This is a genomic window from Clostridium sp. KNHs205 (genome assembly GCF_000702945.1).
Taxonomy (GTDB): domain Bacteria; phylum Bacillota; class Clostridia; order Lachnospirales; family Lachnospiraceae; genus Anaerocolumna.
This window is the reverse complement of record NZ_JNLE01000003.1, coordinates 2233638-2260485: the sequence shown is the minus strand read 5'-3', so window position 1 is coordinate 2260485 and position 26848 is coordinate 2233638. Positions and strand designations below refer to the sequence as shown.

The 26848-nt window shown below is 37.5% G+C and carries 26 protein-coding genes; all 26 read right to left on the bottom strand.

What is annotated here, in order from left to right; translation table 11 throughout:
• Nucleotides 1-115 precede the first annotated feature (115 nt).
• On the bottom strand, nucleotides 116-907 hold the full coding sequence (locus BR73_RS0109775) for a MerR family transcriptional regulator (RefSeq protein ID WP_033165373.1): 792 nt from the start codon (nucleotides 905-907) through the stop codon (nucleotides 116-118).
• A gap of 113 nt (nucleotides 908-1020) precedes the next feature.
• Nucleotides 1021-2187, bottom strand: a complete 1167-nt coding sequence (gene metK, locus BR73_RS0109770) for a methionine adenosyltransferase (protein WP_081848597.1) — start codon at nucleotides 2185-2187, stop codon at nucleotides 1021-1023.
• Nucleotides 2188-2214: 27 nt separating this feature from the next.
• Nucleotides 2215-3102 (bottom strand): helix-turn-helix domain-containing protein, encoded by an 888-nt coding sequence (locus BR73_RS0109765; RefSeq protein ID WP_033165371.1) that lies wholly within the window; start codon nucleotides 3100-3102, stop codon nucleotides 2215-2217.
• Nucleotides 3102-4982: an AMP-binding protein gene (locus BR73_RS27305; RefSeq protein WP_051685096.1), complete on the bottom strand. Its 1881-nt coding sequence runs from the start codon at nucleotides 4980-4982 to the stop codon at nucleotides 3102-3104. The genes BR73_RS0109765 and BR73_RS27305 overlap by 1 nt, the downstream gene beginning before the upstream one ends.
• A gap of 1 nt (nucleotide 4983) precedes the next feature.
• Nucleotides 4984-6264: a TrpB-like pyridoxal phosphate-dependent enzyme gene (locus BR73_RS0109755; protein ID WP_033167277.1), complete on the bottom strand. Its 1281-nt coding sequence runs from the start codon at nucleotides 6262-6264 to the stop codon at nucleotides 4984-4986.
• The gene (locus BR73_RS0109750; RefSeq protein ID WP_033165370.1) at nucleotides 6254-6943 is read right to left on the bottom strand and encodes an NAD(P)-binding domain-containing protein; all 690 of its coding nucleotides are present in this window, start codon (nucleotides 6941-6943) and stop codon (nucleotides 6254-6256) included. Before BR73_RS0109750 ends, BR73_RS0109755 begins: the two co-directional genes overlap by 11 nt.
• Nucleotides 6940-8163: an AMP-binding protein gene (locus BR73_RS0109745; RefSeq protein ID WP_051685095.1), complete on the bottom strand. Its 1224-nt coding sequence runs from the start codon at nucleotides 8161-8163 to the stop codon at nucleotides 6940-6942. Before BR73_RS0109745 ends, BR73_RS0109750 begins: the two co-directional genes overlap by 4 nt.
• 1 nt (nucleotide 8164) lies before the next feature.
• Nucleotides 8165-9220, bottom strand: a complete 1056-nt coding sequence (locus BR73_RS0109740) for an alcohol dehydrogenase catalytic domain-containing protein (RefSeq protein ID WP_051685094.1) — start codon at nucleotides 9218-9220, stop codon at nucleotides 8165-8167.
• A gap of 2 nt (nucleotides 9221-9222) precedes the next feature.
• Nucleotides 9223-10659, bottom strand: coding sequence for a B12-binding domain-containing radical SAM protein (locus BR73_RS0109735; RefSeq protein WP_033165369.1), 1437 nt, complete (start codon nucleotides 10657-10659; stop codon nucleotides 9223-9225).
• Nucleotides 10634-11803: a tyrosine decarboxylase MfnA gene (mfnA, locus tag BR73_RS0109730; RefSeq protein WP_051685093.1), complete on the bottom strand. Its 1170-nt coding sequence runs from the start codon at nucleotides 11801-11803 to the stop codon at nucleotides 10634-10636. Before mfnA ends, BR73_RS0109735 begins: the two co-directional genes overlap by 26 nt.
• A gap of 46 nt (nucleotides 11804-11849) precedes the next feature.
• Nucleotides 11850-12674 carry a sugar phosphate isomerase/epimerase family protein gene (locus BR73_RS0109725; RefSeq protein WP_033165368.1) on the bottom strand — a complete coding sequence of 275 codons (825 nt, stop codon included), beginning with the start codon at nucleotides 12672-12674 and terminating at the stop codon, nucleotides 11850-11852.
• Nucleotides 12671-13600, bottom strand: a complete 930-nt coding sequence (locus tag BR73_RS0109720) for a carbon-nitrogen hydrolase family protein (protein WP_033165367.1) — start codon at nucleotides 13598-13600, stop codon at nucleotides 12671-12673. The genes BR73_RS0109725 and BR73_RS0109720 overlap by 4 nt, the downstream gene beginning before the upstream one ends.
• Nucleotides 13593-14225: a class I SAM-dependent methyltransferase gene (locus tag BR73_RS0109715; protein ID WP_033165366.1), complete on the bottom strand. Its 633-nt coding sequence runs from the start codon at nucleotides 14223-14225 to the stop codon at nucleotides 13593-13595. Before BR73_RS0109715 ends, BR73_RS0109720 begins: the two co-directional genes overlap by 8 nt.
• Before the next feature lie 11 nt (nucleotides 14226-14236).
• Entirely contained in the window at nucleotides 14237-14944 is a 708-nt protein-coding gene (locus BR73_RS27300) for a class I SAM-dependent methyltransferase (RefSeq protein WP_051685092.1), read from the bottom strand.
• 10 nt (nucleotides 14945-14954) lie between these two features.
• Nucleotides 14955-16133: a BtrH N-terminal domain-containing protein gene (locus tag BR73_RS0109705; protein ID WP_033165365.1), complete on the bottom strand. Its 1179-nt coding sequence runs from the start codon at nucleotides 16131-16133 to the stop codon at nucleotides 14955-14957.
• A gap of 4 nt (nucleotides 16134-16137) precedes the next feature.
• Nucleotides 16138-17610: a coproporphyrinogen-III oxidase family protein gene (locus BR73_RS0109700; protein WP_033165364.1), complete on the bottom strand. Its 1473-nt coding sequence runs from the start codon at nucleotides 17608-17610 to the stop codon at nucleotides 16138-16140.
• 12 nt (nucleotides 17611-17622) lie between these two features.
• Nucleotides 17623-18417: a hypothetical protein gene (locus BR73_RS0109695; protein ID WP_033165363.1), complete on the bottom strand. Its 795-nt coding sequence runs from the start codon at nucleotides 18415-18417 to the stop codon at nucleotides 17623-17625.
• Entirely contained in the window at nucleotides 18407-19258 is an 852-nt protein-coding gene (locus BR73_RS0109690) for a carbon-nitrogen hydrolase family protein (RefSeq protein ID WP_033165362.1), read from the bottom strand. Before BR73_RS0109690 ends, BR73_RS0109695 begins: the two co-directional genes overlap by 11 nt.
• 3 nt (nucleotides 19259-19261) lie before the next feature.
• On the bottom strand, nucleotides 19262-20656 hold the full coding sequence (locus BR73_RS0109685; protein WP_033165361.1) for a coproporphyrinogen-III oxidase family protein: 1395 nt from the start codon (nucleotides 20654-20656) through the stop codon (nucleotides 19262-19264).
• Nucleotides 20657-20669: 13 nt separating this feature from the next.
• A complete protein-coding gene (locus BR73_RS0109680) occupies nucleotides 20670-21353 on the bottom strand; it encodes a class I SAM-dependent methyltransferase (RefSeq protein WP_051685091.1) in 684 nt (227 codons plus the stop codon).
• 12 nt (nucleotides 21354-21365) lie between these two features.
• The gene (locus BR73_RS0109675) at nucleotides 21366-22775 is read right to left on the bottom strand and encodes a coproporphyrinogen-III oxidase family protein (RefSeq protein WP_051685090.1); all 1410 of its coding nucleotides are present in this window, start codon (nucleotides 22773-22775) and stop codon (nucleotides 21366-21368) included.
• 7 nt (nucleotides 22776-22782) lie between these two features.
• A complete protein-coding gene (locus BR73_RS0109670) occupies nucleotides 22783-23421 on the bottom strand; it encodes an ATP-binding cassette domain-containing protein (protein ID WP_033165360.1) in 639 nt (212 codons plus the stop codon).
• 1 nt (nucleotide 23422) lies between these two features.
• Complete coding sequence (locus BR73_RS0109665; RefSeq protein ID WP_242860651.1) at nucleotides 23423-24217, bottom strand: ABC transporter permease; 795 nt, start codon at nucleotides 24215-24217, stop codon at nucleotides 23423-23425.
• The gene (locus BR73_RS0109660) at nucleotides 24162-25034 is read right to left on the bottom strand and encodes a carbon-nitrogen hydrolase family protein (protein ID WP_033165358.1); all 873 of its coding nucleotides are present in this window, start codon (nucleotides 25032-25034) and stop codon (nucleotides 24162-24164) included. The genes BR73_RS0109665 and BR73_RS0109660 overlap by 56 nt, the downstream gene beginning before the upstream one ends.
• A 1-nt stretch (nucleotide 25035) precedes the next feature.
• Nucleotides 25036-25638: a hypothetical protein gene (locus BR73_RS0109655; RefSeq protein ID WP_156034664.1), complete on the bottom strand. Its 603-nt coding sequence runs from the start codon at nucleotides 25636-25638 to the stop codon at nucleotides 25036-25038.
• Between the two features lie 85 nt (nucleotides 25639-25723).
• Nucleotides 25724-26839, bottom strand: coding sequence for a hypothetical protein (locus tag BR73_RS0109650; RefSeq protein WP_051685089.1), 1116 nt, complete (start codon nucleotides 26837-26839; stop codon nucleotides 25724-25726).
• Nucleotides 26840-26848 lie beyond the last annotated feature (9 nt).

Genomic DNA, 26848 nt, shown 5'->3' with positions numbered 1-26848 from the left:
TGAAACAGGGTGCTTTCTGTTCAAAGGAAAGTACCCTGTTTAAGTTTATTCATATATTGTGTTACAGCTCGTTCGAATTAATAATTCGGTTCTTTTGGTTTACTGATTGATTATATTATTTAATTGGAATCACAATATCTGTAATATATTTGTTCGGATTTCCCTTAAAAATCATCCCTGGTCCCTTTACATAAATTTCTCTTGAAGGTGCTTTCATTTCATAACCTTTGGATTTTGCATAGTCAATAATCTGTTTGTATGCTTCATTTAGTGTCTCATAAGTACCTGAATGCTGTGTGCATACTGCTTTCACTGCTGGCAGCTGCTTTACCGTTACCTCATTACTAGTAACATTTCCTTTGAATGGAACGCATAATTCAATATCTGCTTTTTCCTTATAGCCTTCATCATAATATAAACAGAATGGGGAACCATCTGCTTTTCCTTTTACAGCTTTGTAAAGGCTTCCGATGTATTTTCCCATATCGCTATATTTTCCCTTAAAGCGTACAGACACTACATTTACTGGTTCCAGGTTTTTGATTTCAAATGAATATTCCATATATTCAGCCTCCTTATCTACTGGAAGAAGCATTTTTTCGATATCTTTAATAAGTTCCTTTTCCTTCTTTATGTTATCTTTAATAAATTCCCTCTTTTCCATTAGAAAAAAATTCAAGTCTTTTGTATCATCACAATTGAGAAACACATCCTTTATTTCTGTAATTGTGAATCCACATTTTTTTAATTTTCTAAGAAGAATTGCTTTTTCATAATCATTTTCGTCATACATACGATACTGATTATCTCCCCTGATAGTTGGTGATAATATTCCTTGACTATCATAATAACGCAGGGCTTTAATAGATAACATTGTTATTCTTGAAAATTCACCTATTTTATACATCTCTCTTCTTCCTCCTAAATGTATTATAAACCTTCCCCTAAAGGGGAGTGTCAACACCCTTTTTTATTTTTTATTATAATCTTGGGAAAAAGAAGATACAAATGATATTTCTATTATTTCCATAAAGATCGAAAACACTCCACTTCGTCCAGTCTTTCCCATGCGAAATCCACATCACTTCTACCAAAATGACCATACGCTGCTGTTTCCTTGTAACATACATTTTTTAAGTTGAATTTTTTAATGATTCCATTTGGTGAAAAATCAAATGTATTATCAATGAACTGCTCAATTTCTCTATCTGATATTATTCCTGTACCATATGTATTTACATAAATAGAAACTGGTTTTTCCACACCGATTGCATATGCAAGCTGGATTTCACATTCTGTTGCTAACTCAGCTGCCACAATATTCTTTGCCAGGTAACGTGCTGCATAAGAAGCAGAACGATCTACTTTCGTATAATCTTTTCCTGAAAATGCACCACCGCCATGATGTCCATAGCCACCATAGGTATCAACAATAATCTTTCTTCCAGTCAGACCTGTATCTCCATGGGGTCCTCCAATAACAAAGCGGCCAGTTGGATTTACTAGTATTTTTGTATTCTCATCCACAAAGTCAGCTGGAAGTGCTGGTGTAATCACATAATTCCTTATATCCTCATATATCTGCTCCTGTTCTACTTCTGCTCTATGTTGCGCTGAAATTACTACAGTGTCAATTCGTTTTGCTTTTCCATTTTCATCATATTCCACTGTAACCTGGCTTTTTCCATCCGGATAAAGATAATCAATTACACCTTGCTTTCTTACTTCGTCCAGCTTTCTAACTAACCTGTTTGCTAACATAATTGGCAAAGGCATGTACTCCTTTGTCTGATTATTGGCATATCCAAACACAAGTCCCTGGTCTCCTGCACCTATTCGTTCTTCTCCAGACTGCTCTTTTCGATTCACACCCAGTGAAATATCTGCTGATTGCTTGTCGATTGCCTGGATAACAGCGCATGTATCTGCATCAAATCCACATTCCTTAGATACATAACCAATCTCTCTGATTGTATTTCGTACATCTTCAGCTATATCAACTGTTGCCGTTGATGTAATTTCTCCCATCACCATTACAATTCCTGTTGTTACAGCCACCTCACATGCTACTCTACTGTCTGGGTCCTGTCGTAAGTAACTGTCTAAAATTGCATCAGAAATAATATCACACATTTTATCTGGATGTCCCTTTGTTACTGACTCTGAAGTAAATAATAGTTTTCTCATTTTCATATCCTCCTTTTGGATTAATTCTTAATTATTCATCCACTTTCTAATTGTCTCCTTGTCTATCACTGGAACAAAAACACTTTTTGCTAAATCAAATTTTTTCTCGTATCGTGCATTTACCTTATGCATATAGTGGTAAAGTAATTCGTTGGCCTCCACTTCATTGGCAACTTGCTTTTCCTGAAAGAGTAATGCAACATCATATTTCAGTGTTTCTGACACTGCTTTTACAATGGATTGATACTCCCATGGTATCCTGTTAACTAAAATTCCCAGCTTATTCATACTTTTATAAAACTCTGTGCCTTCAGTATTTTTTTTATTCAACAATATATTATGAGGTTGTAAATATATCGTTTCTGGTATTCCAAATTTATCTAGTGTCTGCTCCAATACCTTTTTCATACATAGAAAATTCTTTTCTTCGTTCAGATATATTCCTGTAATACATCCGGATATATCCCACAGAATATAAAGATAGTACATTTTTTTTATGCCAGGTAACCATGGATACTTTGGTTGAACCAACCCAAACACATTTCCTGCCTGTAGCTTTTCCTGCCTGTCTTTGTGATAGGGACTAAACAGTTTTTCTTTTCGTAATAAACGATATACAGACGAATAGGAGATTTCTATATTTTCCTGCTCTTCCAGCATTCTTTGAAATTTCAATATACTCATTTTCTTATGCACATTTTGCAGCTGCCACATCGATATCAAGTCCTTATTTTGAACCGTTGTGGGAGTATGTTGAATTGCTTCACATCCTTGCGTCCTGATTGCAATTCTTAGCTGGTTTACTCTTCTTTCTGTAACTTCTAGTTTTTCTGCTGCCTGCTTCACGGTATATTTACCTTGAAATGAATCCAGAATAATCTCTAGCCTATTTAACTCTGTAACTAACATCTCCATCACTTTCCCCTATATATAGAAGCAATACATGGTTTAACCATTCCTTTAATTCTATCTGCAACAACATCTTCCTCTATACTTTCCACCACGGGTTCTATATGGAATCTGTTCATACATTCTTTCTTTAGCTTATCCTGGACAGATGCAATATCTTTCATGGCAAGTCCAATTATAACTTCATTTTCATTCACAGTTAAACTGTAGAACATAGAAGGTGAGTTCTTTAAAATTACCTGTTCCAAATCTAAAATTGGTACTTCTGCGTTTCCCAGCTTAATACTGTCTGTTTTCCTGCCATGGTGCTCTATGGTATGAAAATTCAAACCGCAGGAGCACGTTTCTGAATGTACTGTACAGATATCACCTGTTTTGTATCGTAGTAGAGGCATTCCTTCAAAGAACGTTGTTACAACAAGTTCTCCTCTTCGATCAAATCCCACATCGTTATCCTCATGGTCCACAACTTCAAAGAAAGCTTTATTTACAGCTAAATGAAGCTTTCCTTGGGTACACGGCATTGCTAATGTATTTGTCTCTGTCATTCCATACATAGGATAAACTTTTGCCTTCCAGATCTCCTGCAGCATTTCCGTCTTGGCCGCTGAGGTTCCTTCCCCAACGCAAAAAATCTTGTTTACAGAGAAATCCTTATGGACATCATATCCCCTTTTTTTAATCTCATATGCAATATAGAGGGCTCTCGTAGGGGAACATACAATTGTACTGACTTTAGTTGATTTGAGAATGGAGATGGCTCTGTCAATATTACATGCATCACCAATTGTTCCAACTGGAATTACCATTGTCCCAATGGATTCAAGTGCCCTGTCAACATCTTGTGCAACCATAGCTAACGAATATGGAACCACAACCATAACTTTATCCTCTGGTTCAAGTATTTCGCTTAAGAATCCAGCTACTACTGCATTGTTATAATGCCAATCATCTACAGAGTAATAAGCACTAATGGGATTTTTAGTTGTTCCCGTGCTTTCTCCATATCGCACAAGTTCCTCCTGAGCCTTTTTGGCAAGCTTCAAAGGGTATGCTTCCTTAAGCATTTCTCTTGTCATAAATGGTAACTTCTTAATGGTTTCCCGATTCACTTCTTCTGGTTTTAAATCGTATCCTTCTCTTCCATAAAAGTTACGGTATACTCTTCTTAATTGGGAATCCTGCCATTCTTGTCGTACCTCATCTGACATATAGAAAACTTCTTCCACCTTCTGAAGAATCTCTTTATCTCTTTCTTTCTGCTTGCATGCAGCCAGGAAATAATTATGTCTTCTGCTTTCTTTTTGTGAGTATGTATAAATCACTTCAATCACTTTATTGCTTCTAGTATCTAATAAGTGTGTATATGTATAACCTACATCCCTTTCCTTATGGAACATTAACATCTGCATCCCTTTTACTTTTCCTGCTTTTCGCACGCAGGAATAAAATGTCTGTCTGTCACGAAGCTCAATTGCACAATGAGACATCAATGACTGTTTCTTTTTTTCATCAAAACCTAACCATTTACCGAACTCACGAACAATAAATAATTCGATATGACACTCTTCAATATTCAGACTGATCCACCATCCGGGTGCTTCATAATATTTTGGAGCTATATAAGATGGCCCATATGCAAGGTTCGATACTTCCGTCCTACCGCTCAAAAAGTTACAAAGACCTTCTACGGTTTCTTCCTCCTGGTAAGTTCCAATATAATAAGCACGATGATGAATACCTCGAATGTATTTTTCTAAAAAGATGGCCTGGATACTCGGAAATGATTCCAACTCATCTATTGCTGCTCTATTTCTATCCTTGTGGATTCTTTCTTTTATCTTATCCCATAATTCATACAAATCCATATTCTCCAGCAATCCCATATCATCTGACTCCTTCTTTATATGCTTGCATATCCAAAACACCGCATCCCGACAAACATAAGACTATTACCTCTTTTTTCTTTGTTTTCTTAGCATGTAACGCCCTGTTGATGGCAGCTGCCAGTGCATGGGATGATTCTGGTGCTGGTATTACACCGTATAAGCTGGCAAAGAGTTTTCCAGCTTCAAGTGCCTCTTCTTGTGAGAATGATTCTGCCTGAAGCATCCCCTTATTTCTAAGCCATCCAATAACAGCTGAACCATTATGCTGCCTCAAACCTCCTACATGCGTAACAGGTGGCATGTAATCTTTTCCCAACGTATAACTTTTCACCTGAGGCAGTATACACAATGGATCTGGGTAATCATAACGGTATTCTCCCTTGGTCAGTCGTGGTGCTGCGTCAGATTCTGCTGCAAGAAATCTGGCATTCTTATACTGTTTGTCAAAGAAAAAAGGCCCCATAAAGCCGCCTAAATTACTTCCTCCACCACAACAGGCCACAAACCAGTCTGGCTTTACTCCAATCCATTCTAACTGTTTTTTTGTCTCAAGACCAATAATAGACTGATGAAGAATTACATCTGGAAGGTTACTTCCAGATATGTACGCACAATTTTTCTGTTTTCGTGCATACTCTACAGCTTCACCAATTGCTATTCCCAATGAACCAGGACATGTACTGTCTTTCCCTAATTCAACCCTTCCTGTTTCTGTTACCTCTGAAGGGGAATCATGGATTTTTGCCTGAAAAAGGCTACTCCAATCAGCTCGATAAGGCTTTTGTTCCTTGGAGGAACGGACCCAGAATATATCTGCTTTCATTCCAAATGCATTGGCTGCATAAGATAATGCAAGTCCCCATTGTCCTGCTCCAGTTTCTGAAACTACACGCTCAAATCCTTCTTGTTTTGCATAATATACCTGTGCAAATGCGCTATTCAGTTTGAAACTATGAGTAGGCAATACATCCTCTCTCTTTACATATATCTCAGCACATGTTCCCAGATACTGCTCCAGGGAATAAGCCCTCATCAGCGGAGTGTCACGTCCACACATTTCATATTTTTCTAACACTTCCTCTGGTATATTCACATAACGGCTGGTCTTAGTATCCTGCTTTAAGAGTTCTTTCACCCGAATCTTTTCGTGCTCCTGCTTGGTAAGTTTAGCATTTTCTCCATAGCGTACTGGTGGCAATGGTTCATTAAAATCTGCTACAACCTGATACCATTGTGCAGGCTTATCACCCGGTCTTACATGATATAATTCATCCTTCATTTTTTTCACCATTCCTTATCTCATCCATAATCCTCTTGATATAATCATTATCTGTATACTGGTAAAATTCCTCAATTGTACCTGTTGCAATTGCCTTAACGGCAATTTCATATACTTCCTTAGGCATTCCCTGCTCTTCACAATAATGGTAGGCTTCTAACAGCATACAGATAGCTCTTTTAGTAATTTCATGATTTATCACTTTTACAGCTTTCGTATCTCTTTTGATTATAGTAGAGAACATAGAGAAAACAGACTGCACAACCGAAAACTTATTCGCTTCTATTTCATCAGTAATGACCACAACAGGCATTCCCTTTTCAATTGCAAGATACTGGCCCATTATTTTTGCAGTTACCACTTCTATTCCTGAAATATCCGAGACCATTTCACTAAGCTTCTTCGTCGGGTAATCTGTGGCAATGTTAATAAGATAAGTCCCGGCCATACAATCGTTTTTATTTCCCTGCACTACAGATTCCATATCCTCCTGGTTAACGCATAACAAAATGTATCTGCATATTGAAAATAAGGACTTTGCGTCTACAAGCTTTATTCCTGATTCTCCTCTAATATCTTCACGTATGTCACACACAAGTACATCGTAATACTCTGTTAATCGTCCTGCTAATGCATGTCCCATTCTTCCATAGCCTACAATCCCTATCTTCTCTTTCATCTTACTCCTCCTTGAAGATTATTGATTTTTCCAGGCTTCAGCACGGAATCCATTTTTTCTGTAAAACATTTTTTATCAATTGCATGAACTTGTGGAATAATTCCCAAAGCAATACGCATCTTATCCTGTAACCTGTTTTTAACTTCCTTATCATGAATGCTTTTTTCCACTTCAATAACAAGTTCTCTATTCCCATTCTGATAATAGTTATAATAAAATCCAGGTATCGAACAATGAAATATCAAATTCTCCATCTCAACTTTACTTAATACGTTTCCATTAAGATTTATTTGATCTTCAATTCTTCCGTGATGGATAATTCTTTCATTTCTATTTCCACATTCACATAGTGTACGATCGATTGCAACCAGATCTCCTGTCTTATACCGAAAAACTGGCATTGCCTCATTTTGTAATGAAGTAACAACAAGTTCCCCCTTTTCACCTTGTCCTGCTGGTTGACCGGTTTTCAGTTCAAGAACCTCGCAATAATAACGTTCTTCATTTAAATGTTGATAACCTGCTTTACACGGAAGAGATAATGTGTTGGTTTCTGTGCTTCCATAAGCTGTTATAAGCTTTACTCCCCATATTTCTTCCATCCTTTTTACCTTTGCCAAAGAAACGGCTTCTCCTACGTAAAATACATACTTTAATCCAATATCCTTACGTTCCAGCCCTTCGGCCTCCATCATGTCAAACAAACGTATCGCCCTGGTTCCACTGCATACAAGAATCGTTGGTTTTATATTCTTTATAAGTTGAACGGTTCTTTCCCATGGGCAAACCTTATTTAGTGCTCCAGCTGCAATAACAGTGACTCCTATTCTGCTAAGTGCCCGGTCAATATCAATTGCAGAAAATGCCAGCTCATAAGGTATGCAGATGATAGCTGTATCCTGTTCCGAAAAGAATTCAGAATAACTTGTAACCGTATACTTTAGATTTTCTTCCCAGTCCCTTTTCGTTATATAAGATGCAGTTGGCTTCCCTGATGTTCCCGTTGATTCTCCATACCGGACTATTTTACTTTTATCTGATGCTAGAAAACCAAATGGATAAAATTCTCTAAAGTCTTGTTTCTGTGTAAAAGGCAACTGTGCCAGTTCTTTTGCTCCGCTTATCTTGTCCGGCAGCTCTCCCCGCTCCAGACGTTGCTTATAAAATAATGAATTATGTATCATGTAATCATATTGTTTTCTCAAAAGTTGATCTATCATACTACCTTTTTCCACGGTTATTCTCATCCTTCCTAAAATAAATCTGCTGCTTTAATACGGGTTCATTCTCTTTTGGCGTATGCTCAAGTGCTGTTTTAATCTCTTTAAAGCAATATCGTTTTGTAATCAGTTTGCGTATTCGTTCTGAATTCTCTCCAATAAACTGAACAACTGTCTCAAACTCACCTGAACCACCAATTGTTCCTGTTACATGAAGCCCCTTCAGCACAATTATTTTCATATCAGCCTGATAGTCCTTTCCTAAACCATATAGACAAAGATTTCCCTGTATCTTCAAAAGATGGGCAGCTGTTATAATTCCATTTGATGTGCCAGAGGCCTCAAATGCCATATCAAATTCTTGTTTCTGATAGATAGACTGATAACTGCCATTTTCCCAAAGCATATTGTCACTACAAACTTCTGCATCAAATGTTTCTCTAAGAAATATAGCTTTTTCTTTGTCTGTTTCAAAGATGACAACATCCTTTATCTTGTAATAGTTTTTCAGGAGAAGATAAATACACACTCCTATGGAACCACCACCGATGATAGCTGCTTTCTTCCCAGTAAAAGCGCAGACTTTCCTTATTTTTTGAATCCCATGCAGGGCAACTGCTAATGGTTCTGCTAATGCCAGTACATCATAATCTGTCTGCGTTTCTGCTTTGTGCAGAAATCTCCTGTCCATAATCTGATACTGTGCTGCAAAGCCATCTCTTGTTATTCCAAACTTCTCAATGTGCGCACATAAATTCTTATCTTCCTGACAATTCGGACATTTCCCACACCACATAGAACATTCTCCCGTGACTCTGTCCCCTGGATGGAATTCATTCTCATCGTCATTGACTGTTACAATGATTCCCGACCATTCATGTCCCATTACCAGCGGGTATGTATGTGGCGCATCATATGTTCCATTATAAAGTTTGTAATCAGAACCACATAAGCTAACACATTGAACCTCCACCAGTACTTCATGTTCCTTAAGTTTTGGTATTTCATCCTCTTCAATCACCACACAACCCGGCTTTTTATATACTATTTTTTTCATCTTTACTCCTCTTCCATTTCTGCAAATATTTCCTGCATCTGCTCATGCTGAATTGCCACCTGTGCAACACGCTCTTTTAGGTGAATCTTTGGGATTCCCCACCACAGGTAACTGTTCTTATGTGCAACAGTCCATTCTTCAATATAATCCAGTAATTTGTCATTCTGTAAAACGGAAGGTTCAATATAGTAATGAGGGAATGCCAGGTTCGTGTCTTTTTTAATCACGTTCTTTTCCACTGCAATCTGTGCTAGTTCTGTTTCTGGAAAAATGCGATACCCAAAATTAAGAAACAGATGTACATTCTTATATTCCAACAGCTTACCTACCCGCTCTAATGATTCTTTTACGGTATCCTCTGTTTCTCCCGGCGAACCAATAAAAATACAATGCTCAATTCGAATTCCATTTGCTAATAATCCCTGCTGAGCCTCTATTACTTTCTGAAAGCTGAATTTCTTCCTTAGATTGTGTAAGATTGTATCACTTCCCGATTCTATTCCCATCTCGACCAGGTCACACCCTGTTTCTGCCATTCCTTCCACCAGCTCTTCCTCATAACCTGTTGGTGAAAACATACAGTTCCAGGGAAACTTAATACGTCTCTGCTTCAGTTCTTTTATTACCGCTTTTGCGTGTGCGATTGGAAGATTAAATGCTCCTTCTGTAAATTCGTATCGTTTTGCTAATCCAATCTGTATAATATCTTCTATTTCTTCTGCAATAAGAACAGGATCTTTCATTAACAGCTTTGTTCTGGCGATAACAGAATTGGTACAGTAAATACAGTTTTCCGTGCATCCCCTTTTTCCCTCCACTGCATCGCAGATTTCAGTAATTGGTGATGCTTCTGTTTTCCATTCTCTTGTGTAGTACTGCGTATTATAGTGACTAATTCTCTGATCCTTCGTAAAGTTTAGAAAGCTATCTACTTGGCTTTTCTTGCTACTTATCTGAAGCTTTCCGTTGCCATCCATCCAGACAAGACTGTCACAATTCTCTACGTCCCCCATTTCAGTCAAACATCGTAAGAGCATTGGCATTGCATTTTCTCCAGGTCCATAAATTCCATATGGAACCTGCAGGTATCTAAGTATTTCTTTCGGTGCCAGTGTAAAACCACATCCCCCTAGAATAATCACGGCACTCTCATTACACGACTTTACAGTATCAACCACTCTCTTGATAAACGGCAAATGAAACACTGGTTCCAGATAACTTTGAAAATCCAGATTTCGTATGGAAATCCCTACGAAATCTGGTAAAAAGGCTAACATCTCCTCTTTTACTTCTTCTAATGGTTTTGTGGAAAAACACAAATCAAGAAGCCTGGTCTCCCACCCCATCTGATTAACAGCATTGGCAACAATATTAGCTCCGATAGGAAAAACCGGTCGAAAGCCTGTTTCTCGATTAGGTGAGATAAATAGCATCTTCATGAAAGCTAACCTCCAGTTTTGCAATTAAATCTAGCAGTTCCATTACTTTTGCATATGTATGATGGAGTTCTATGACCAGTCTGATTACTCTGTACTTTTTGTTAACGGAAATGATAATTCCTTGTTCCTCTAACATTTTTTGCATTTGCTCCGGTTCCCTGGAACAGATCGAAATAATATTCAAATCAGATTTTTGAAACAGCTTAAGTCCCTTCTTTCTTGCATATTGCTCTCCAAGTGCAGTTGTTTCCATAATCCTTCTTACGCAGCTTTGATATCCTCGAATTCCAAGATAAGACATTGCTGCAAATGCGGCGGCTGCTCCTGCTCCTGTTCTGGTTCCTAGTAAGGTATTATGTATATGGGTCCCCTCAAAAAAGGATGAAAATGCAATCTCATTCTGTATCTCTTCATCTCGAAACAAGATGCCTCCTCCTGGAATTACAGAATATCCATATTTATGTGGGTCCACTGCAATAGAACAAACTCCATTTCCAAGATATATCTTTCTTGCAGATTCCATAAACGGTAAAAGGAAACCACCGGAAGCCGCATCAATATGATAATAAAGTCCATTTTTAACTGCTATTTTTTCAATCTCATCGTAAGGATCTACCATTCCCAGTTCACTTGTCCCTGCTGTTGCTACAATTGCAATCGTGCGATCTGTTATGCTATCTGCAATTACCTTGGGATCGGCTCTATATTCTGAATCAAGCTTCGTTACAACCAGGTTCAGATTCAGAATACTGGCTGCCTTGATTACAGAGAAATGAACCGATTCTGGCACCACGACTTCAAACTCATTCATTCCTTTTTTCATAGCTTTCTGTCTTGCTACATATAATGCCAACAGGTTGGCTTCTGTTGCACCACTTACAAGACAACCAGGCGCATCCTGTCTATCAAAAAGTTCACCAAGCATAGCAACTGTTTCTTTTTCCAATTCTGCTGTGCCTTTAAAAATTCTTTTATCTCCTAAGTTTGTATTTAAAAACTCAGTATAAGCTTCTTTCGCAATAACCAGTGGTTCTGTACAGATAGAATTGAAAATCTGCCCATCTATATACTGCTTATCCTGATGCTTATAGTTCTTTAATTCTTTTTTCACTGCCCTACTGGATAAACCTTCTTGAGGAAACATTTGATCCTCCTTTCTCACTATGCACATTTCTACTGGCTTAATAGAACTAATTCAGTATCTTATTTTCAAGAATAAAATCTTTACTCTCTTTCATCGCCTGATCTGCCATAGAGTCGTAATCATATAATTCCACACTTAGATATCCCTCATATCCTGCATCCTCCAGGCACTTTGCAAACATACTCCAATCAATATCACCTGTTCCTGGAATTAGATGCCTATGAGTTCTTCCTTTAATATCTTCAATATGTATATGTGCTGTAAAAGGCAATGCTTTTGTAAGACTCTCCTGTACATTTTCTTCGCAACAGACAACATGTCCTAAATCCACGTTCAGTTTCAAATTAGGGACTTTTGCCTTCTTAATCAGTGCAATCGCCTGTTGTGTTGTCTCAATAAACATACCTGGCTCTGGTTCAATAGCAAATATCACATTTCCCGCTCCAATCGCTGCTTTCCAGATACCTTCAATTAAATACTTATCTGCATCTTCATCAGACATTAACGGACTCTTATAACCAGAACAAAAATTCACAACAGGAATCTCTAACGTTTCTGCCATTTTTGCTGCTTCCTGCAGTAAGGAAATCCTGGCATTTCTACCTGCTTTTACTGGTGCAATTAATGAAGGTTCATGTTTTACACTAGACAATAGTAATTCAGCTCCTGTAGCTAGACATACTGGCTTCATCTTTGTATTCTTTAGCTCTTTTGTCAGTTTTTTTATTTCCTCTTCTCCTGTAAAAAAAGGATGCAGGTGTCTTTGATGTAATGAAAGCTCAATTGCTTCATAGCCAGCCTCTTGGACTCTGTGTATCGCAGTAAGCAAATCAAGATTTCTAAGTCCATTCACGTTATACGATAATCTCATTTCTCTTCCTCCTTACTATTCAGATATTCTTCTACAAGTTCTCCTAGTTCCTTGTCCTTCCCAACATAAGGTTTCAATATATCTCTATACAATTCAGGTCTTCTTCCCCACAGACTAAAGAAATGCGTCTTTTGAAATTTCACATCGATGCTTCTAAGTTCTCTGATGTAATCCATATCTAATTCTTCATAAAGAACTGCTTCTTCATCCTCTAGGGAGTTCATTATCTGGTCTGGCTCTGCAACGGTTGTATGTCCACCAAATTCGATTTTAAATTTCTTATCATTTACCCTGTTTCCTTCCACTTCTCCAACCACGCTGGTAAATACCGTATAACAAACATTAAATACTGAATTCGCACGCATACAAGGTTTAATATCACTAATATTCTGTAATAGGGAGGAACCTGCCACATATATTATCTCAGCTCCCTGCAGGGATAAGATTCTTGGCATTTCCGGTATCCAGAAATCCGAACAGACTAGAATTCCTACCTTTCCAAATGGGAGTTCCAGTAATAGCATCCCATTTCCAGGTGTAACAGCCACCATCTCTGCAGCATAACAATGATTCTTTCTTGCTTTACCAAGTAGGTTCCCTTCCGGTCCAATTACAAAGGTGGAGTTATAATACTGCTCCCCTTCCCGTTCTACAATGGTGCCGCCAAATATGTAAAGTCCGTATTTCTTTGCCAGTTCAGAAAATATGCCCGTTATTTTTCCCGGTATTGTATCATCCACTACTCCCTTTAAATGTGCTCTTCCCGGGAAATGAAATGGTGCTCCTATGATAAATTCCGGTAAAAAAATGACCTCTACTTTTTTTTCTTCTCCAATCTTTCGTATCTCAGAGACAATATAATTCAGGTTTTCTGCTGGAGCATCTCTCCACTTATACTGAAGACAGGCGATTTTCACCTTACTCATGCCATCCCTCCTTCTTTCTGATAACCCCTGTTTCACCAATTTTTTTTACAAATTCAAACTCATGTCTTTCCTTTAAGAACTTGTCTACTGCCTTTTTCACATTCCCGCCATAAATCTCCACATCGTGAAAATCATGCAGACAGATATATCCTCCATATACAATTTTAGATGCTGCCAGGAAAAGGTCTTCCGATACTTTATCCGCCATGTTAGAACCATCATAAAACATCAGCTTAATAGAAGCATCTGTTTGATTCAGATAACTTGTTGAATCGCTAAAAACAGAAACAATGTCATCTTCTAAGTGAAATTTCTTCACATTTTCAAGAAAAGCAGTTCGCATTTTTCCATCTCGTCCCCAGTCTCCATCTTCATCTTCCTGGTCTTCGTCTCCAAATGTAAAATATTCATAACTGTCAACGGTATAAACTTTTTCTTTAATTCCATTCTGTTTCAGTCCCATTGCAAGTGTTATGCTGCTTCCACCTTTAAATGTTCCAATATCAACTATTAATCCATCCTTATCTTGTACTTCTACAGGTAAATTACTTAAAAATCGTATTTCTTCTGGATAAAGAAGGGCTATTTCCTGCACCTGATTCATCCATGCCATATTTTGTTCCATATAGCCCCTCCTTACTGCTCAAGCTCAGAATCATCAAAGTTATAAGAAATAATTACAGCCAGCTGCTCTTTTCTGATTTCAAAACCTAAATCCGAATTTTCTTTCAAAACTTTTTCATACTCTTCAAAGGAATAACAGCTGTTCAGTGTATCCATAAATTCTTTTTCTCCGCCAAACGAATCGGTCTTCAAATATTGTTTGATAAATCTTATTTTCTCCTTATCTGCATCTCTTAGAAGTTGATTAATCAGTACGACACCATCTTCTTTTACAATTCGTCTGCACTCTTTCAATACATCTTCTACTTTGTCGCATCTATAAATAAAATTATCTGCAAACACTACATCTACAGAGTTTGATTCGATTGGAAGACTATCGAATGATGCACATAGAAATTCTGCGTCACCTGGATAATTGCATAGTTTTGCAATACGAAGATTTTCTTCCGCTCCTTTTAACAGAAGTAGGTCTTCATCTATTCCTGTAATCAAAGCTCTACATTCACCACCAATCATTAATGCAAGAATTCCTGTCTCACATCCTAGATTAACAATTTTTTTTCCTTCCGCGATATAAGGCTTTACTAATTCCTGTAGCCTCTGCATTGGGTATAACAGCGTGTTTCTAGGGGCTGCCATATCATAATCCCTTACTTCGGCAATTGTATGAAATTTATTTTTCTGTATAGGAATCCTCTCTTTACTTTGATTTGTAAACATAATACCTCCTCTAATTCTCCAGACAACTGCTTAAACAGGATAATGCATCCTGTTCCAACGCTTTGCACCGCTTAACCTTCTGGCATAAATCAGATATAATTTCTTTCTGATGATTCACAGCTTCCTCTGCTGCCATCTCTAATATCTGTTTTTGCTTCTGTTGTAATTCCAAAAGCCTGGAAAGCGCATCTGGCTTACCGTCCTCAAATATCTGGTTTTTTGCATACATAGTCTCTTTTACCTGCTTCAGATAATTACAGGAATCCGGCAAGGCTAGTTGGGCTAATTCTACCCAGCATACTCCGGCTGCTTCGTATCGTAGTGCTGCTTCCTTCAATTGTTCATTCCCTAAGAGCACCGAACATTCTCTTAAAAATCTTGCATACATACTTCGGAATGCATCTCCACCAGTACCACCGATCACAACATTAGAGAACACATTCATCAAACAACCCAAAAAATCCAGTCCCTGAAAATCCTCTGTCCACTTTTTCATCTTTCTGGCCCATATATCAAAACCAGTAATACCTTTGTTACGGATTTCTGGATACATCATTTCAGAAACACATTCCCTAATTGAGTCTATAATCATATCATGGTTGATAAGCTCTTCCTTTGTGAGCTTATTCTGACTATCTGGTTCAATTAGAAAGGAACGGTTCTTAGGTGAAAATGGTTGATAAGAGGAATTTCTGGCTAACTGAAAACTTTCCATAGGTTCTGATACCAATTTTCTTCCTCTATCAAGAATATACACAAGTGATTTTTCTTGATCCACTCCAAAAACAGCAACCGCATGCCCCCCAAAATGTGCATTTTGGGGGACTCCTGAATATTGAAGTAATGCAAGATCCACATTAACAATTAAAGGCTTTCCTACTGCAACTGCTTTTTCCAGATATCTCTGTGCCCGCATGATACTGGCCGTTTCTTTTACCTGGCAATTCAAATTAAGCTTCTCACAAACCTCCTGAATGGTTCCTTTTCTGGTCTTATTCTTTGTACCTATAAATGGAACATTCATATTCTTTGCATACCAGTAGATAAAACCGATTCCTCCACTGATCCCAAATAGGAAATCTTCCGAATAATCCAGTCCGTAATAATCTAAAACATGCTTTACAGCAGTTGTTTCACAATGCTTTCCAACCCAGCTTTCTGTATTGTGGATATATAATAATTGCTTCATCTATTTACACCTTTTTTTCCTTCAGATACTTAAGTACCGTGATATTGTCAACAGCAGGCTGTGGAATCTTATAATTGTCTTTACTATAAAATGTTTTGCTGATATTGTCTGAATAATACCAGCCCTTTGGATACGTTACTTCTAGTGCATCCTCTGTTAAACGCACCAGCCCTTGCTCCTCCAGTTTTTTTATGATATCTCCATATGCTTCTTCTATAGACACCTTTGTCCTATCATAAAAATCCTGTTTCTTAACTTTCAGCATCTTCGTACCAAGTACCATGAGCATTGCTTTTCGTTCCTCTTTATCAACTTTGCTTCCCATAACAACAGGGAACTCACCTTTGTTCACTGTCTCAATATAGTTCATTATATCCGGCTCATTTAAGCAGGTGTAGGTATTCACATATCCATATGCGCCTGATCCAAATGGTATCTGATCTCGGCAGTAATACCAGCGGTCCGCTGGATAAGCAAGCTGAGACATGCTTGGTGTAAATACGCCTTCGTAATCCTTTTCACCTAATGAATAGCTTTCACCATGCTCTACATATTCAGATGTCGCAAGGTTACAGTTTACAAAATCCTGTGTACTGGTTGCTTTATAATTATTCTCTAGCAGCGTTTTCACGGCATAATTATAGAATTCCATGCAGGTTTCTTCTTTTGGACATTCTGGCTGCTGACCATTCATAATTTTCATGAATATTTTACTAAACGGAATTACCACAAAAGAGTATAACGATACGGAATCAATCTGCATCTCCATCAGCTGTTGAATCGTGTTTTTCCAACTCTCCAGAGTTTCTCCCGGAAGTCCATACATCAGGTCAACATTAATGGCTTTTACTCCCTCTTCACGTAATGCATGCACTGCATCTTTTGCTTCCTGTGCTGTATGATTTCTTCCAATTCTTCTTAGAAGTTCATCATCCAAAGACTGTACACCGATGCTGATTCTTTTAATACCGTTTTCCAGCATGATTTTAATCTTACCTTTTGTCACTTCTCTAGGTGTTGTCTCCATGGTAATCCCTGCATCTTTTTCAATGTTAAGTGTTTTATTCACATGGGTTAACAAATCGGATAGCTGCTTCTCGGAAAGTGCTGTTGGAGTTCCTCCGCCAAAGTAACCGGAATGAAAGGTTTTCTGCTTAATATATGGCTGACTTGCATACATCGTTATTTCTTTTTTTATAGCATCAAGATAGCGGTCCGTAAGAGAAGGCTGTGTATTATATTTGGTATAGAAACAGGAATGGCATTTGTTATTACAAAATGGAATATGTAAATAAAATGATAATGGCTCATCATGCTCGTGAATCTGTTCCCAGATTTCCTTTCCCGACAGACTTTTAATATTGCATGGATACCATCTTACATATTCTCTATCTCGATCGGGATATTCCTTCCAAAAGCCAAAATCCAGCATTTCCTGCGGTATATTCTTCTTTTCACCATGTTTAGGCAATTTCATTTTCTCGCCTCCTTACCATTTCACTAAGCTATCCAGGATTTCCTCTTGTTTCTCTTTTTGTAGAAAGATACAGTCATCCTCTTCCACTTTCAGATATCCCTTCTCTTCTAATTTCTGTAATTCATCATGGAATACATTCTCAAAATAGAACCCATGGTGTTCCTGGAATCCTTTTAACCCAAGCTTTCCCCTATAAATTCCTTGGCGGATTGTTCTTGCTAATACTTCCTGTGCAGAGATTAAAAACGCCTTTTCCACTGGATAGCAGTCATTACTTAATGCATTGGAATACTCAGATAAGCTTTCTGTATTGAAATAATCATGACCTTTTATATAACCTGCCGCTCCTAATCCTGCAGCAAGAATCGGTTCTTCATAATTCCATACCTCAATATCTTTAAACTCATTTTTCACAATCTTATTCCTGATATCATCGGAACAGCTAAAATTCTGTTTCACAAAGTTAAGTAATCCAAGATAATCCGATTCTTCATATTGTGAACCACGATCCCAAATGATAAGTTTCTCTACACAAAAACTTTTAGTATAGTCTTTACCAGCCTGCTTTTTCAGTTCCTGTTGAAGCATGGCAATATACTCTTTCTTTTCCGTTTTTGCTTCTTGAAGTTCTGGCAGAACGCACACAACTTTCATGTATTTATTTTTCCAGACATCTTTTTCATCAAGACGTTCTACTGTAACAGGATATCTTCTGACATGTTCCAAATCCCTCTCTGGATATTCACGCCAATATCCAGTTGCATCCATTATATTTGATGCACTTTTACCCTTTATTTTATTCTGCATATTTTACCTCCAAACTGCTGTAATCCGCTCTTTTATCTAACATATGCGGATTTCTAACGATTTCCAAATTCTTTCTCCTCATATTCAGTCGAGCCGTAAGAACTGTTTCTTCCTGACCTGCAATTGCAAGAATTTCTTCCTGTGGAATATATTCTCCACTTGCGAAATCAAAGACGTCTCCACCTTGAGTGATCATACTGTTTCCCATAAAATCAATTCTTGCTAAACCATTTTTCCCTATATTACTTGCCAATACAAAATAGCAATTGTTCTCCGATGCTCTTGCCTTTGCAATTGTTACAGTGCTCGTAAGGAATGTATCAGGAATCTGACATAAACATACCATCAGCTCTGTCTTTTCTTCAAAATACCTGCGGCATACCTCTGGGAAGTTAATATCGTATCCACCCAGCAATCCAATCTTGCCCCATTTTGTATTTACAATGGCTAATTCATTTCCTTTCGCAAGAAACTTCTTCTCTAGTTCATAAACATTGACTCTGCGGTAAACACTCCGAATCGAACCACCTGAATCTATGTATGCAACCGAACTATAAATGTTTTCTTCCACCGCTTCTAAAATTCCAGCAATAATATCAATCCCGTATTTTCTGGCTAACCTGGATAATGCATCTGTTATTTCTCCTGGAATGCTCTGTGCAATTCCTGGCAATGCCCCAAAATCAATTGTTGTAGCAAACGCCTCTGGCAGACAGACTAACTGACAGTTTTTTGCTGCACAGTCTGCAATCATGGCTTTGACCTTGTCCATGTTCTCCTGGTACTTTCCAGGCTCAGATTTCATCTGGATAACCCCAATGTTCAATTCTTTCATTTTCATAAGCTATTCCTTCAGATAATTCAATACATTTGTATTGGTAAGTGTAGATTGCGGAAGTCGGTAATTGGCAGCGGTATAGAACTGCTTGCTGATGTTATCAATGTAGTACCAGCCTTTGGGATATGTTACCTCCAAAGCCTCTTCTTTCATTTCAATTAATCCCCATTCTTCCAGACGTTCTATTTCTTCCTTAAATACCTGTTGCATATCTACACCGAAACGGTCTAAGAAGTCTTTTCTAAGCAGTTTAATAAACTTAGTACCCATTACAAGGAAACGTGCAACCTTTTCTTCTTTTGACATGTAAGAGCCTTCTACAATAGAATATTTATCCTTTCCATTGATCATTTCTATATATTTATCTACATCAGGTTCGTTCAGATACCAGTAATCATTCATATATCCGTAGGCACCAGCTCCGATGCCAAGTAAATCTCCACCCTCATACCAACTATGGGCAATATGAGTTGTTACTGGGAATGTAGATACTACGATTCCATGATATCCCTTCTCTCCAACTTCAAAAGTCTGGACATCATAATCTTTCCACTTCTCTCCTCCATCCTTGTAGGTTTCTCTTCCAAGTTCATTTGGAGTTACGCAATAATAGCCGGCTGATAAAAGTGTTTCAACACCAATATCAAACATTTCGTCCAGAATATCCTGTTCTGGAGTAGGTGGAATTGCTCCTCTTTTAATTTCACTGTAAAGCTTACTGTTTGGAATTACTAAGTAAGGATAAAAACCTAATGAATCTGCCTTGATACTTAAGAATTCCTGAAGCGTTTCTTTCCAAATACCAATTGTCTGACCTGGAAGGCCATACATTAAATCTACGCACACATGCTCAAACCCAACTTCCCTAAGCATTTTGACTACATCCATTGTTCTCTGAGCAGTATGTGTTCTTCCAATGTTCTTAAGAAGCTGATCGTTAAATGCCTGTCCTCCAATACTGATTCTGTTGATTCCATGTCTTCTCAACATCTGTGCTTTCTCAAGGTCCATTTCATTTGGCGTTGTCTCTACTGTGATATTGAAGAACTTATCTTTTCTTTTCAGATTAAAACTCTTTTCAATATAAGTAAGAAGATCATCTAACTGTTCAGTTGACAGACAGGTAGGCGTTCCGCCGCCAATATACCCGGATATTACTTCACTATCCTTGATATGTGGCTCATTGGCATACTTATCAATTTCCTTCTTTAATGCACCCAGATACCCTTCCAGTAAAACACCTTTTGTTGAATATTTATTGTAAATGCAGCAAGAGCAGACATTATTACAAAATGGAATATGTACATACAGTACAATTGGATTTTTCTTTCCCCACATTGTATCTGCATCTACTGAGACTTCATTCTGTCTATCTTTATTAAATAAAATATAATTCTCCATAAAACGCCTCCATTTAGATTTCCTTTGATGTTATTTTTAAATTCAAGGATTCTCTTGTAACAGTCCAGCCATCTAATCCAGCTTCTTTTAGTAATTCCTGTACTTCTGTAAGGGAATAGGAAGCATGAAGAGACTGCATAAACTCCCCATGTCCAGCGGAAACGTATTGAAGGATAAATGAAATGGTTCCCTCATCTGCATCCCTAGCCATGTCATAGATGAATACTGTTCCATTCTTTTTACATACTCTCCTACATTCTTTTAAAAATGCTATTGGATCACTTACTCGAAATAATGGCATATAGCTGATGACCAGGTCAGCTGACTCATCATCAATTGGCATATTCGTAAGGGAACCACAACCAAACTCTACCTTTCCAGGAGTCTGTGATAATGTTGCAAGAGTCAGATTTTCTTCCGCAACTTCATTTAACAGACTATCTTCTTCTAATCCAAATACCTCACAATCCGGATGAAGCCCTGCCGTCATAAAAGTCAATAATCCGCTTTGGGAACCTACGTCCAGAATTGTATCCCCTGGTTTAATGAGATTCTTACTATCTTTAATAATACTTTCCATTGGAAATCTCATAGAAGTACGGGAAACTCTGTCGTAACCTCTTGCCCCTTCCAAATCCTTAATTCTTTCTTCTTTTAGAGGAACTCTTTCCTCCAGGCCAAACAATCTACCAAACATACTTTTCTCCTTTCAACCAATTAAATACTTAATTAAATTTGTATTAGTTGGTGCTGGCTGCGGAAGCCGGTAATTCTTCTCCGAGTAAAACATCTTGCTAATGTTATCAATATATTTCCAGCCTTTCGGGAAGGTAATTATCAGTTTTTCCTCCGTCAGCTCAACTAATCCTTGTTCAATCAGAATGTCTATTTCTTTCTTAAAATACATTCCAATATCAATTCCATAGTGATCGATGAAATCCTGTCTACGAATGCATAAAAGTTTCACTGCTAATATCATATTTCTACGAATCTGTTCATCCAGATTCACTTCCGCTCCCATTACAACTGGAAGATGCCCATTATTTGTTTTGTCAATATAAGTCTGGATGGAAGGCTGGTTAAAATAAATATGATTGTTCATATATCCATAAGCGCCTGAACCAAATGCCAGCATTGGGCCGTTATGATACCAACAATGGGAAATATATGATGTACGATCCATGGTATAAGCCATTGCAGCTTTATATCCTTTCTCTTCATCAATCCAAAAGCTTACTGCCCCTTCTTTGTTCCATTTGTCTTCACCTGTCTTACCATCTTTTCCAAAATCATTTGGTGATACAGCAACATATTCTTTTTCTAATAAATACTGGATTCCATATAAATATAACTGCTCTGCCTCTTGTTCATCTGGACATGCCGGTACTCTGCCCTGCTGTATTCTAGTGGTAAGCCTGCTTTCAGGTAATTGAATATAATAATATAAGGACACAGATTCTACATTTAATTCATCCATCTGATCCAGCGTCTTTTTCCATGCTTCCATAGAGTCTCCAGGCAATGCATACATTAAATCAATATTGATTTCTTTGAATCCTGCACTTCTTAACATATGAATGGTTTCAACTGCCTTTTGGGATGTATGGGTACGACCAATTCTCTTTAACAGTTCATTATCAAATGACTGAACGCCCACACTAACTCTGTTTACACCATGGGCTAAAAGCATCTTTGCTTTTTCTAATGTAATGTCAACTGGTGTTGTTTCTACCGTAATTGGTGCAGAATCCTTAATATTTAAATGCTCTTTTATAAAATCCAGCAAGTCGCTTAACTGCTCTTCCGATAAAGCGGTTGGAGTACCGCCTCCTATATAACCTGCAACGAACTCTGCATTCATGACAGATGGTATCTTAGAATACAGAAGAATTTCATTTTTAATTGCGGTCAGGTAATTCTCAAGCAGTTCCCCCTCTGTATTCTGTTTGTTATACAGACAACAGCTGCAGACATTGTTACAGAATGGAAGGTGGACATAAAACACATATGGCTCTTTCTTCATATGCTCTGATTCGCTCATTTTCCCAACATTACATGGGTACCATCTTACATACTCCCTATCACATTCAGGGTATTCCTTCCAGAAAAATTCACCCATTCTTTTCTCATTCCTTTCTAGTCTTTTCTACTAACTTTTGTTTCTCTATATAAAAAATCCGGTCGCAGATTCGAGAAGCCTCCTCATCACTATTGGTTGCAACTAGCGCTATAATTCCACTTCTCTGCAGGTCTTTTAGAAGTTCCCACACCTGCTCTTTCATCGCCTCGTCAAGTCCATTGGTTGGTTCATCCATCACAAGCAGTTCAGGCTTTCTAATTAATGCTTTCCAGATTGACAGCTTCCTCTTTGTTCCATATGAAAGTTTCCCGATCTCCTTATTCATCCATTCTGTTAACTTAAGCCGTTCTTCCAAGTACTTACAGTAATTTTTATCTCCACGGACAAGCTTCTGCTCCAGCTTCATATACTGTTTCACAGTAAGATAATCCGAAAGATTATCATATTGATGGATGATACCTGTCTTCTCTTCGTCAAACCCTCTTCTTTGCTTTCCGTCTACAAAGATTACCCCCTTATCTGGTTCGATTACTCCAAGAAGGACTCTTAACAAGGTTGTCTTTCCTGCCCCATTTGCCCCCATGAATCCAACAATACTATTAGCTTGCATTACAAATGATGCATCATTACATATCCTTTTGTTCCCACGGCTTATCGTTAAGTTCTTAACTTCTATCCGCTCCATTTTAATAACCTCTCTTTAGCTTTTTATAATAGATAACGAGAGTTACAGTACTTAGAAACAACGTTACAATACTCACATATATGACATGGGTTCGTAAATACCCAAACATCAATTGAGAGTTCACAGAGTAACGAAGCATTTCATTAAGAGAAGTAATTGGAAGTCTCTTGGCAACTTCTTTTGTTATTCCATCCAGTCCCGTTACCGGAAAAAAGATTCCAGAAAAATAAGTAAACGGAACAATAATCAGGTTTGCAAGACCTCCCAATGACAAAATATCCGTAATGGAAGCAAGAAGCATACCAATGGAAATAAACATAACGGCACCTATGCTGAAATAAAGAAAGAGCATCCCTAACCTGTCAATGGTGACATCATAGTAATAGATAGAGAGAACCATAACCAACGCAAACTGAAGGAGTGCTTTTAAATAATTCCCAATATACTTTGCTGTCATATAGGTAAAATAGGACGATGGAGAAAGTACAACATCATCCATCAGATGTTTCTCCCGATCCATGGAAACATTGTAACTGGCTGAAAAAATACAGTTATTCATAGCTCCCATAGAAAGAATACCTGGCAACATGTATAGATAGTAGTTATTAGTTCCAAACCCTCCTGATAACGAATAATCTCCAAAGGCTTTTACCATAATTAAACTAAGCAGAACATTTGAAATAATGGCGGTTTTATATCTCACATACTCAAGAAGATCCTTTGATATATAATATATAAGCTTATTGAACTGTCTCTTTATTATGCTCACCTCTCTCTTCAAACATAAGTAAATCATCCAATTCACTGTTTTTCTTTCTATGCTTGCTAACATGTTTTATAGACAGAGAAGCTGTGACAACCTGCTCTTCTTCTGCTGCTTTTAAAAGCAAGCCAGTCGAATCTATACGTTTTGCTTTCATTTCATAAATTAAACAAGAAGAATTACAGGTAATCATACTGCTTCCCATATAGTTGCTATTGGTAAATAAATGATATCCCAGGCAACTTACAAATAAAAAGTAACAGTGATTTTCCTCTGCACGTGCTCTACATAAAACTTCAATAGAACTTGATGCCATTTTCAATATATTAGCTGGACATATAATAATGTCTGTTTCCTGATGAAAGAGTTCCCTGCACGCTTCTGGAAAATAAATCTCATAGCCTAGAATAAATCCGATTTTTCCAATGCTTGTTTCTATACATCTTGGTGCCTCTGTTCCTGCTTCACAGAAATCTTTTTCCATCTTCCAAAGGATTCTGCGACGATAGGTGTAAATAAGTTCTCCTTCTGGTGATATAAGACTTAAGGAATCGTATATTTTTCCATCTTTCTTTTCCAAAATTCCTGCGCATATGTATAAATGGTATTGTATGGCTGCCTCTTTTAACTTTTGTACTGTCTCACTTTCCTCTAAGCTCTCCGCATCTTTCTTCATAGATGTGAGGTTAATTCCAGTTGAAAAACACTCTGGCAATACTGCCAGTTTTGCTCCTGCCTCACTACTTTCCTTTATAAATTTCAGTGCTTTTTCAAGGTTTTCCCATTTTTTACCAGATGATATTTTCATCTGGATCAGACTGACTTTTACTTGATTATCAAAAAATCCCATCCTATCCCTCCTTTTTAATCTTGACTGATACTGTTAAAGCATTGTCTTTTTCGACTTCATATGTTATGAATGGATATTCTTTCAAAATTTCTTTTATTTCATCAATTGTATAAGAAGCTCTCCAAGACGAAATAAAATTGTTAAGATACCAGCCGGCCTGTTCACATTTCAGGTTTTTGTATCCTATCATAACCTGCTCTAACATAGACTGTTCCGCATCACGCCGAAGATCATAAAACCACAGCAGTCCTCCTGTTTTTAACTTCCCCATCAAAATATCTAATTGGTTTTTCAAGTTGTTACAACTATGTAAAAAATCGAAGGCATATATTACGGAACATGCACCTTCTTGAATTGAATCCATCTCAACATCATTTACGATTAGGCAGGTCTCTATCTTCTGCTCCCTTTCCTTTAAATGTTCTTTAACGATTTTCAGAAGAAACTCATCATTTTCAGCACAGATAACATTCTCACTCGGATTAGGAAACAACCCTTGGTATAAAAGTCCTGAAACTCCTGAGCAATATTCCATAATCTGTTCCCCTTGATGTTCTTCCAGTATTTTGGTGAGCTCCGTTATAAAATCTTCTTTGTAAATCATCTGATCATTCACATATTGAATATAATATGGCAGCATCTCTTCACTGAGCCAATCTTCCTTTTTGGATAAACGGTGCATATCCATACTACTTCACCTCAGTTTTGTATTCATCCAATGCTTCTTTCACAATGGAATCCTCTAACGTAACCATGTAATTTTCATTTGGGTTATATATTTTTCCAATGCCTCTTAATAATACATAGCAGATACCACGTGCATTTTTCTTATTATCTGTTTGAATTGCATTTATGATTTGCTCTGTGGTCATGTCTTCTGGTATCTTCACATTCATTCCGCCATAATCTCTAATAAAATGAACCATTTCTTCATAATCAGCCTGAGACATCACCTTCATCTTCAAACTAATCTTTCCAGCAACAATCATTCCAATGGATACCGCTTCCCCATGGAGAATCTCTCCACTGGAGAGTTTTTCTATGGCATGTCCAAATGTGTGTCCATATTCAAGGATAACTCCATATTTTTTTTCAGAGGAATCCTTTTCTAAAATATGCCCTTTCGACAAAACCGATATTTTTACAATCTGGTATAATTCTTCCTCTGTATATTTTCCGTCACTACACAACATTTTCTTCAAAACTTCGACTAATGACTTATTTGATATTAAGGCATTTTTTATCGTTTCCACTACACCATTTTTAATTCTGTCCGGTTTGTCGATGGTAAGATATTTTACATCTGCAAAGATAAACTGTGGTGCATAATACACACCAAAATGATTTTTTCCGACACTACTGTTTACGGCCTGTTTATTACTGAGTACACTGTCTGTCTGCGCAAGAAAAGTAGTTGGAACTTCAACAAAACGAATTCCTCTAAAGATTAATGCAGCGCAAAGTCCAGCTATATTCCCAACCAGTCCGCCACCATGTGCAACGATAATGGAATCTTTTGTTACACCTGCACGTATCATCTCTTCACACAAATCACTTAAACAGGCAAATGTCTTGTTCTTTTCACTTGCTTCAAATAGGATCTTTTCGCAGGTAAGCTCTTCCTTTACAGCAAGATATAAACTATCCTTTGTCAGTTCCTCTACCTTAGTGTCCTCTACCAGAAATACTTTATCTGCATTAAGATCTTTCAGTAATTGAATCAGCTTCTCCTCTCCATCATACGCTAGGTAGTAAGCCGGACTTCCCTCTAAGTAGGTTTCCATTTTTTCCAGTTTCTTTTTCATATCCACTCT

Bases quoted from the DNA above. Each gene is read 5' to 3' on its own strand.
- BR73_RS0109775 (WP_033165373.1), bottom strand. From the start codon at position 907: ATGTATAAAATAGGTGAATTTTCAAGAATAACAATGTTATCTATTAAA.
- BR73_RS0109655 (WP_156034664.1), bottom strand. From the start codon at position 25,638: ATGATTTACAAAGAAGATTTTATAACGGAGCTCACCAAAATACTGGAA.
- BR73_RS0109650 (WP_051685089.1), bottom strand. From the start codon at position 26,839: ATGAAAAAGAAACTGGAAAAAATGGAAACCTACTTAGAGGGAAGTCCG.
- BR73_RS0109725 (WP_033165368.1), bottom strand. From the start codon at position 12,674: ATGAGATTATCGTATAACGTGAATGGACTTAGAAATCTTGATTTGCTT.
- BR73_RS0109735 (WP_033165369.1), bottom strand. From the start codon at position 10,659: ATGAAGATGCTATTTATCTCACCTAATCGAGAAACAGGCTTTCGACCG.
- BR73_RS0109665 (WP_242860651.1), bottom strand. From the start codon at position 24,217: ATGATTTACTTATGTTTGAAGAGAGAGGTGAGCATAATAAAGAGACAG.
- BR73_RS0109700 (WP_033165364.1), bottom strand. From the start codon at position 17,610: ATGAAATTGCCTAAACATGGTGAAAAGAAGAATATACCGCAGGAAATG.
- BR73_RS0109685 (WP_033165361.1), bottom strand. From the start codon at position 20,656: ATGGAGAATTATATTTTATTTAATAAAGATAGACAGAATGAAGTCTCA.
- BR73_RS27300 (WP_051685092.1), bottom strand. From the start codon at position 14,944: ATGTTTACAAATCAAAGTAAAGAGAGGATTCCTATACAGAAAAATAAA.
- BR73_RS0109695 (WP_033165363.1), bottom strand. From the start codon at position 18,417: ATGCAGAATAAAATAAAGGGTAAAAGTGCATCAAATATAATGGATGCA.
- BR73_RS0109720 (WP_033165367.1), bottom strand. From the start codon at position 13,600: ATGAGTAAGGTGAAAATCGCCTGTCTTCAGTATAAGTGGAGAGATGCT.
- BR73_RS0109745 (WP_051685095.1), bottom strand. From the start codon at position 8,163: ATGATAGATCAACTTTTGAGAAAACAATATGATTACATGATACATAAT.
- BR73_RS27305 (WP_051685096.1), bottom strand. From the start codon at position 4,982: ATGGGATTGCTGGAGAATATGGATTTGTATGAATTATGGGATAAGATA.
- BR73_RS0109765 (WP_033165371.1), bottom strand. From the start codon at position 3,102: ATGGAGATGTTAGTTACAGAGTTAAATAGGCTAGAGATTATTCTGGAT.
- metK (WP_081848597.1), bottom strand. From the start codon at position 2,187: ATGAGAAAACTATTATTTACTTCAGAGTCAGTAACAAAGGGACATCCA.
- BR73_RS0109755 (WP_033167277.1), bottom strand. From the start codon at position 6,264: ATGAAGGATGAATTATATCATGTAAGACCGGGTGATAAGCCTGCACAA.
- BR73_RS0109740 (WP_051685094.1), bottom strand. From the start codon at position 9,220: ATGAAAAAAATAGTATATAAAAAGCCGGGTTGTGTGGTGATTGAAGAG.
- BR73_RS0109670 (WP_033165360.1), bottom strand. From the start codon at position 23,421: ATGGAGCGGATAGAAGTTAAGAACTTAACGATAAGCCGTGGGAACAAA.
- BR73_RS0109715 (WP_033165366.1), bottom strand. From the start codon at position 14,225: ATGGAACAAAATATGGCATGGATGAATCAGGTGCAGGAAATAGCCCTT.
- BR73_RS0109690 (WP_033165362.1), bottom strand. From the start codon at position 19,258: ATGAAAATGAAAGAATTGAACATTGGGGTTATCCAGATGAAATCTGAG.
- BR73_RS0109660 (WP_033165358.1), bottom strand. From the start codon at position 25,034: ATGGGATTTTTTGATAATCAAGTAAAAGTCAGTCTGATCCAGATGAAA.
- BR73_RS0109750 (WP_033165370.1), bottom strand. From the start codon at position 6,943: ATGAAAGAGAAGATAGGGATTGTAGGCTATGGAAGAATGGGACATGCA.
- BR73_RS0109675 (WP_051685090.1), bottom strand. From the start codon at position 22,775: ATGGGTGAATTTTTCTGGAAGGAATACCCTGAATGTGATAGGGAGTAT.
- BR73_RS0109680 (WP_051685091.1), bottom strand. From the start codon at position 21,353: ATGTTTGGTAGATTGTTTGGCCTGGAGGAAAGAGTTCCTCTAAAAGAA.
- BR73_RS0109705 (WP_033165365.1), bottom strand. From the start codon at position 16,133: ATGAAGCAATTATTATATATCCACAATACAGAAAGCTGGGTTGGAAAG.
- mfnA (WP_051685093.1), bottom strand. From the start codon at position 11,803: ATGTTTCCTCAAGAAGGTTTATCCAGTAGGGCAGTGAAAAAAGAATTA.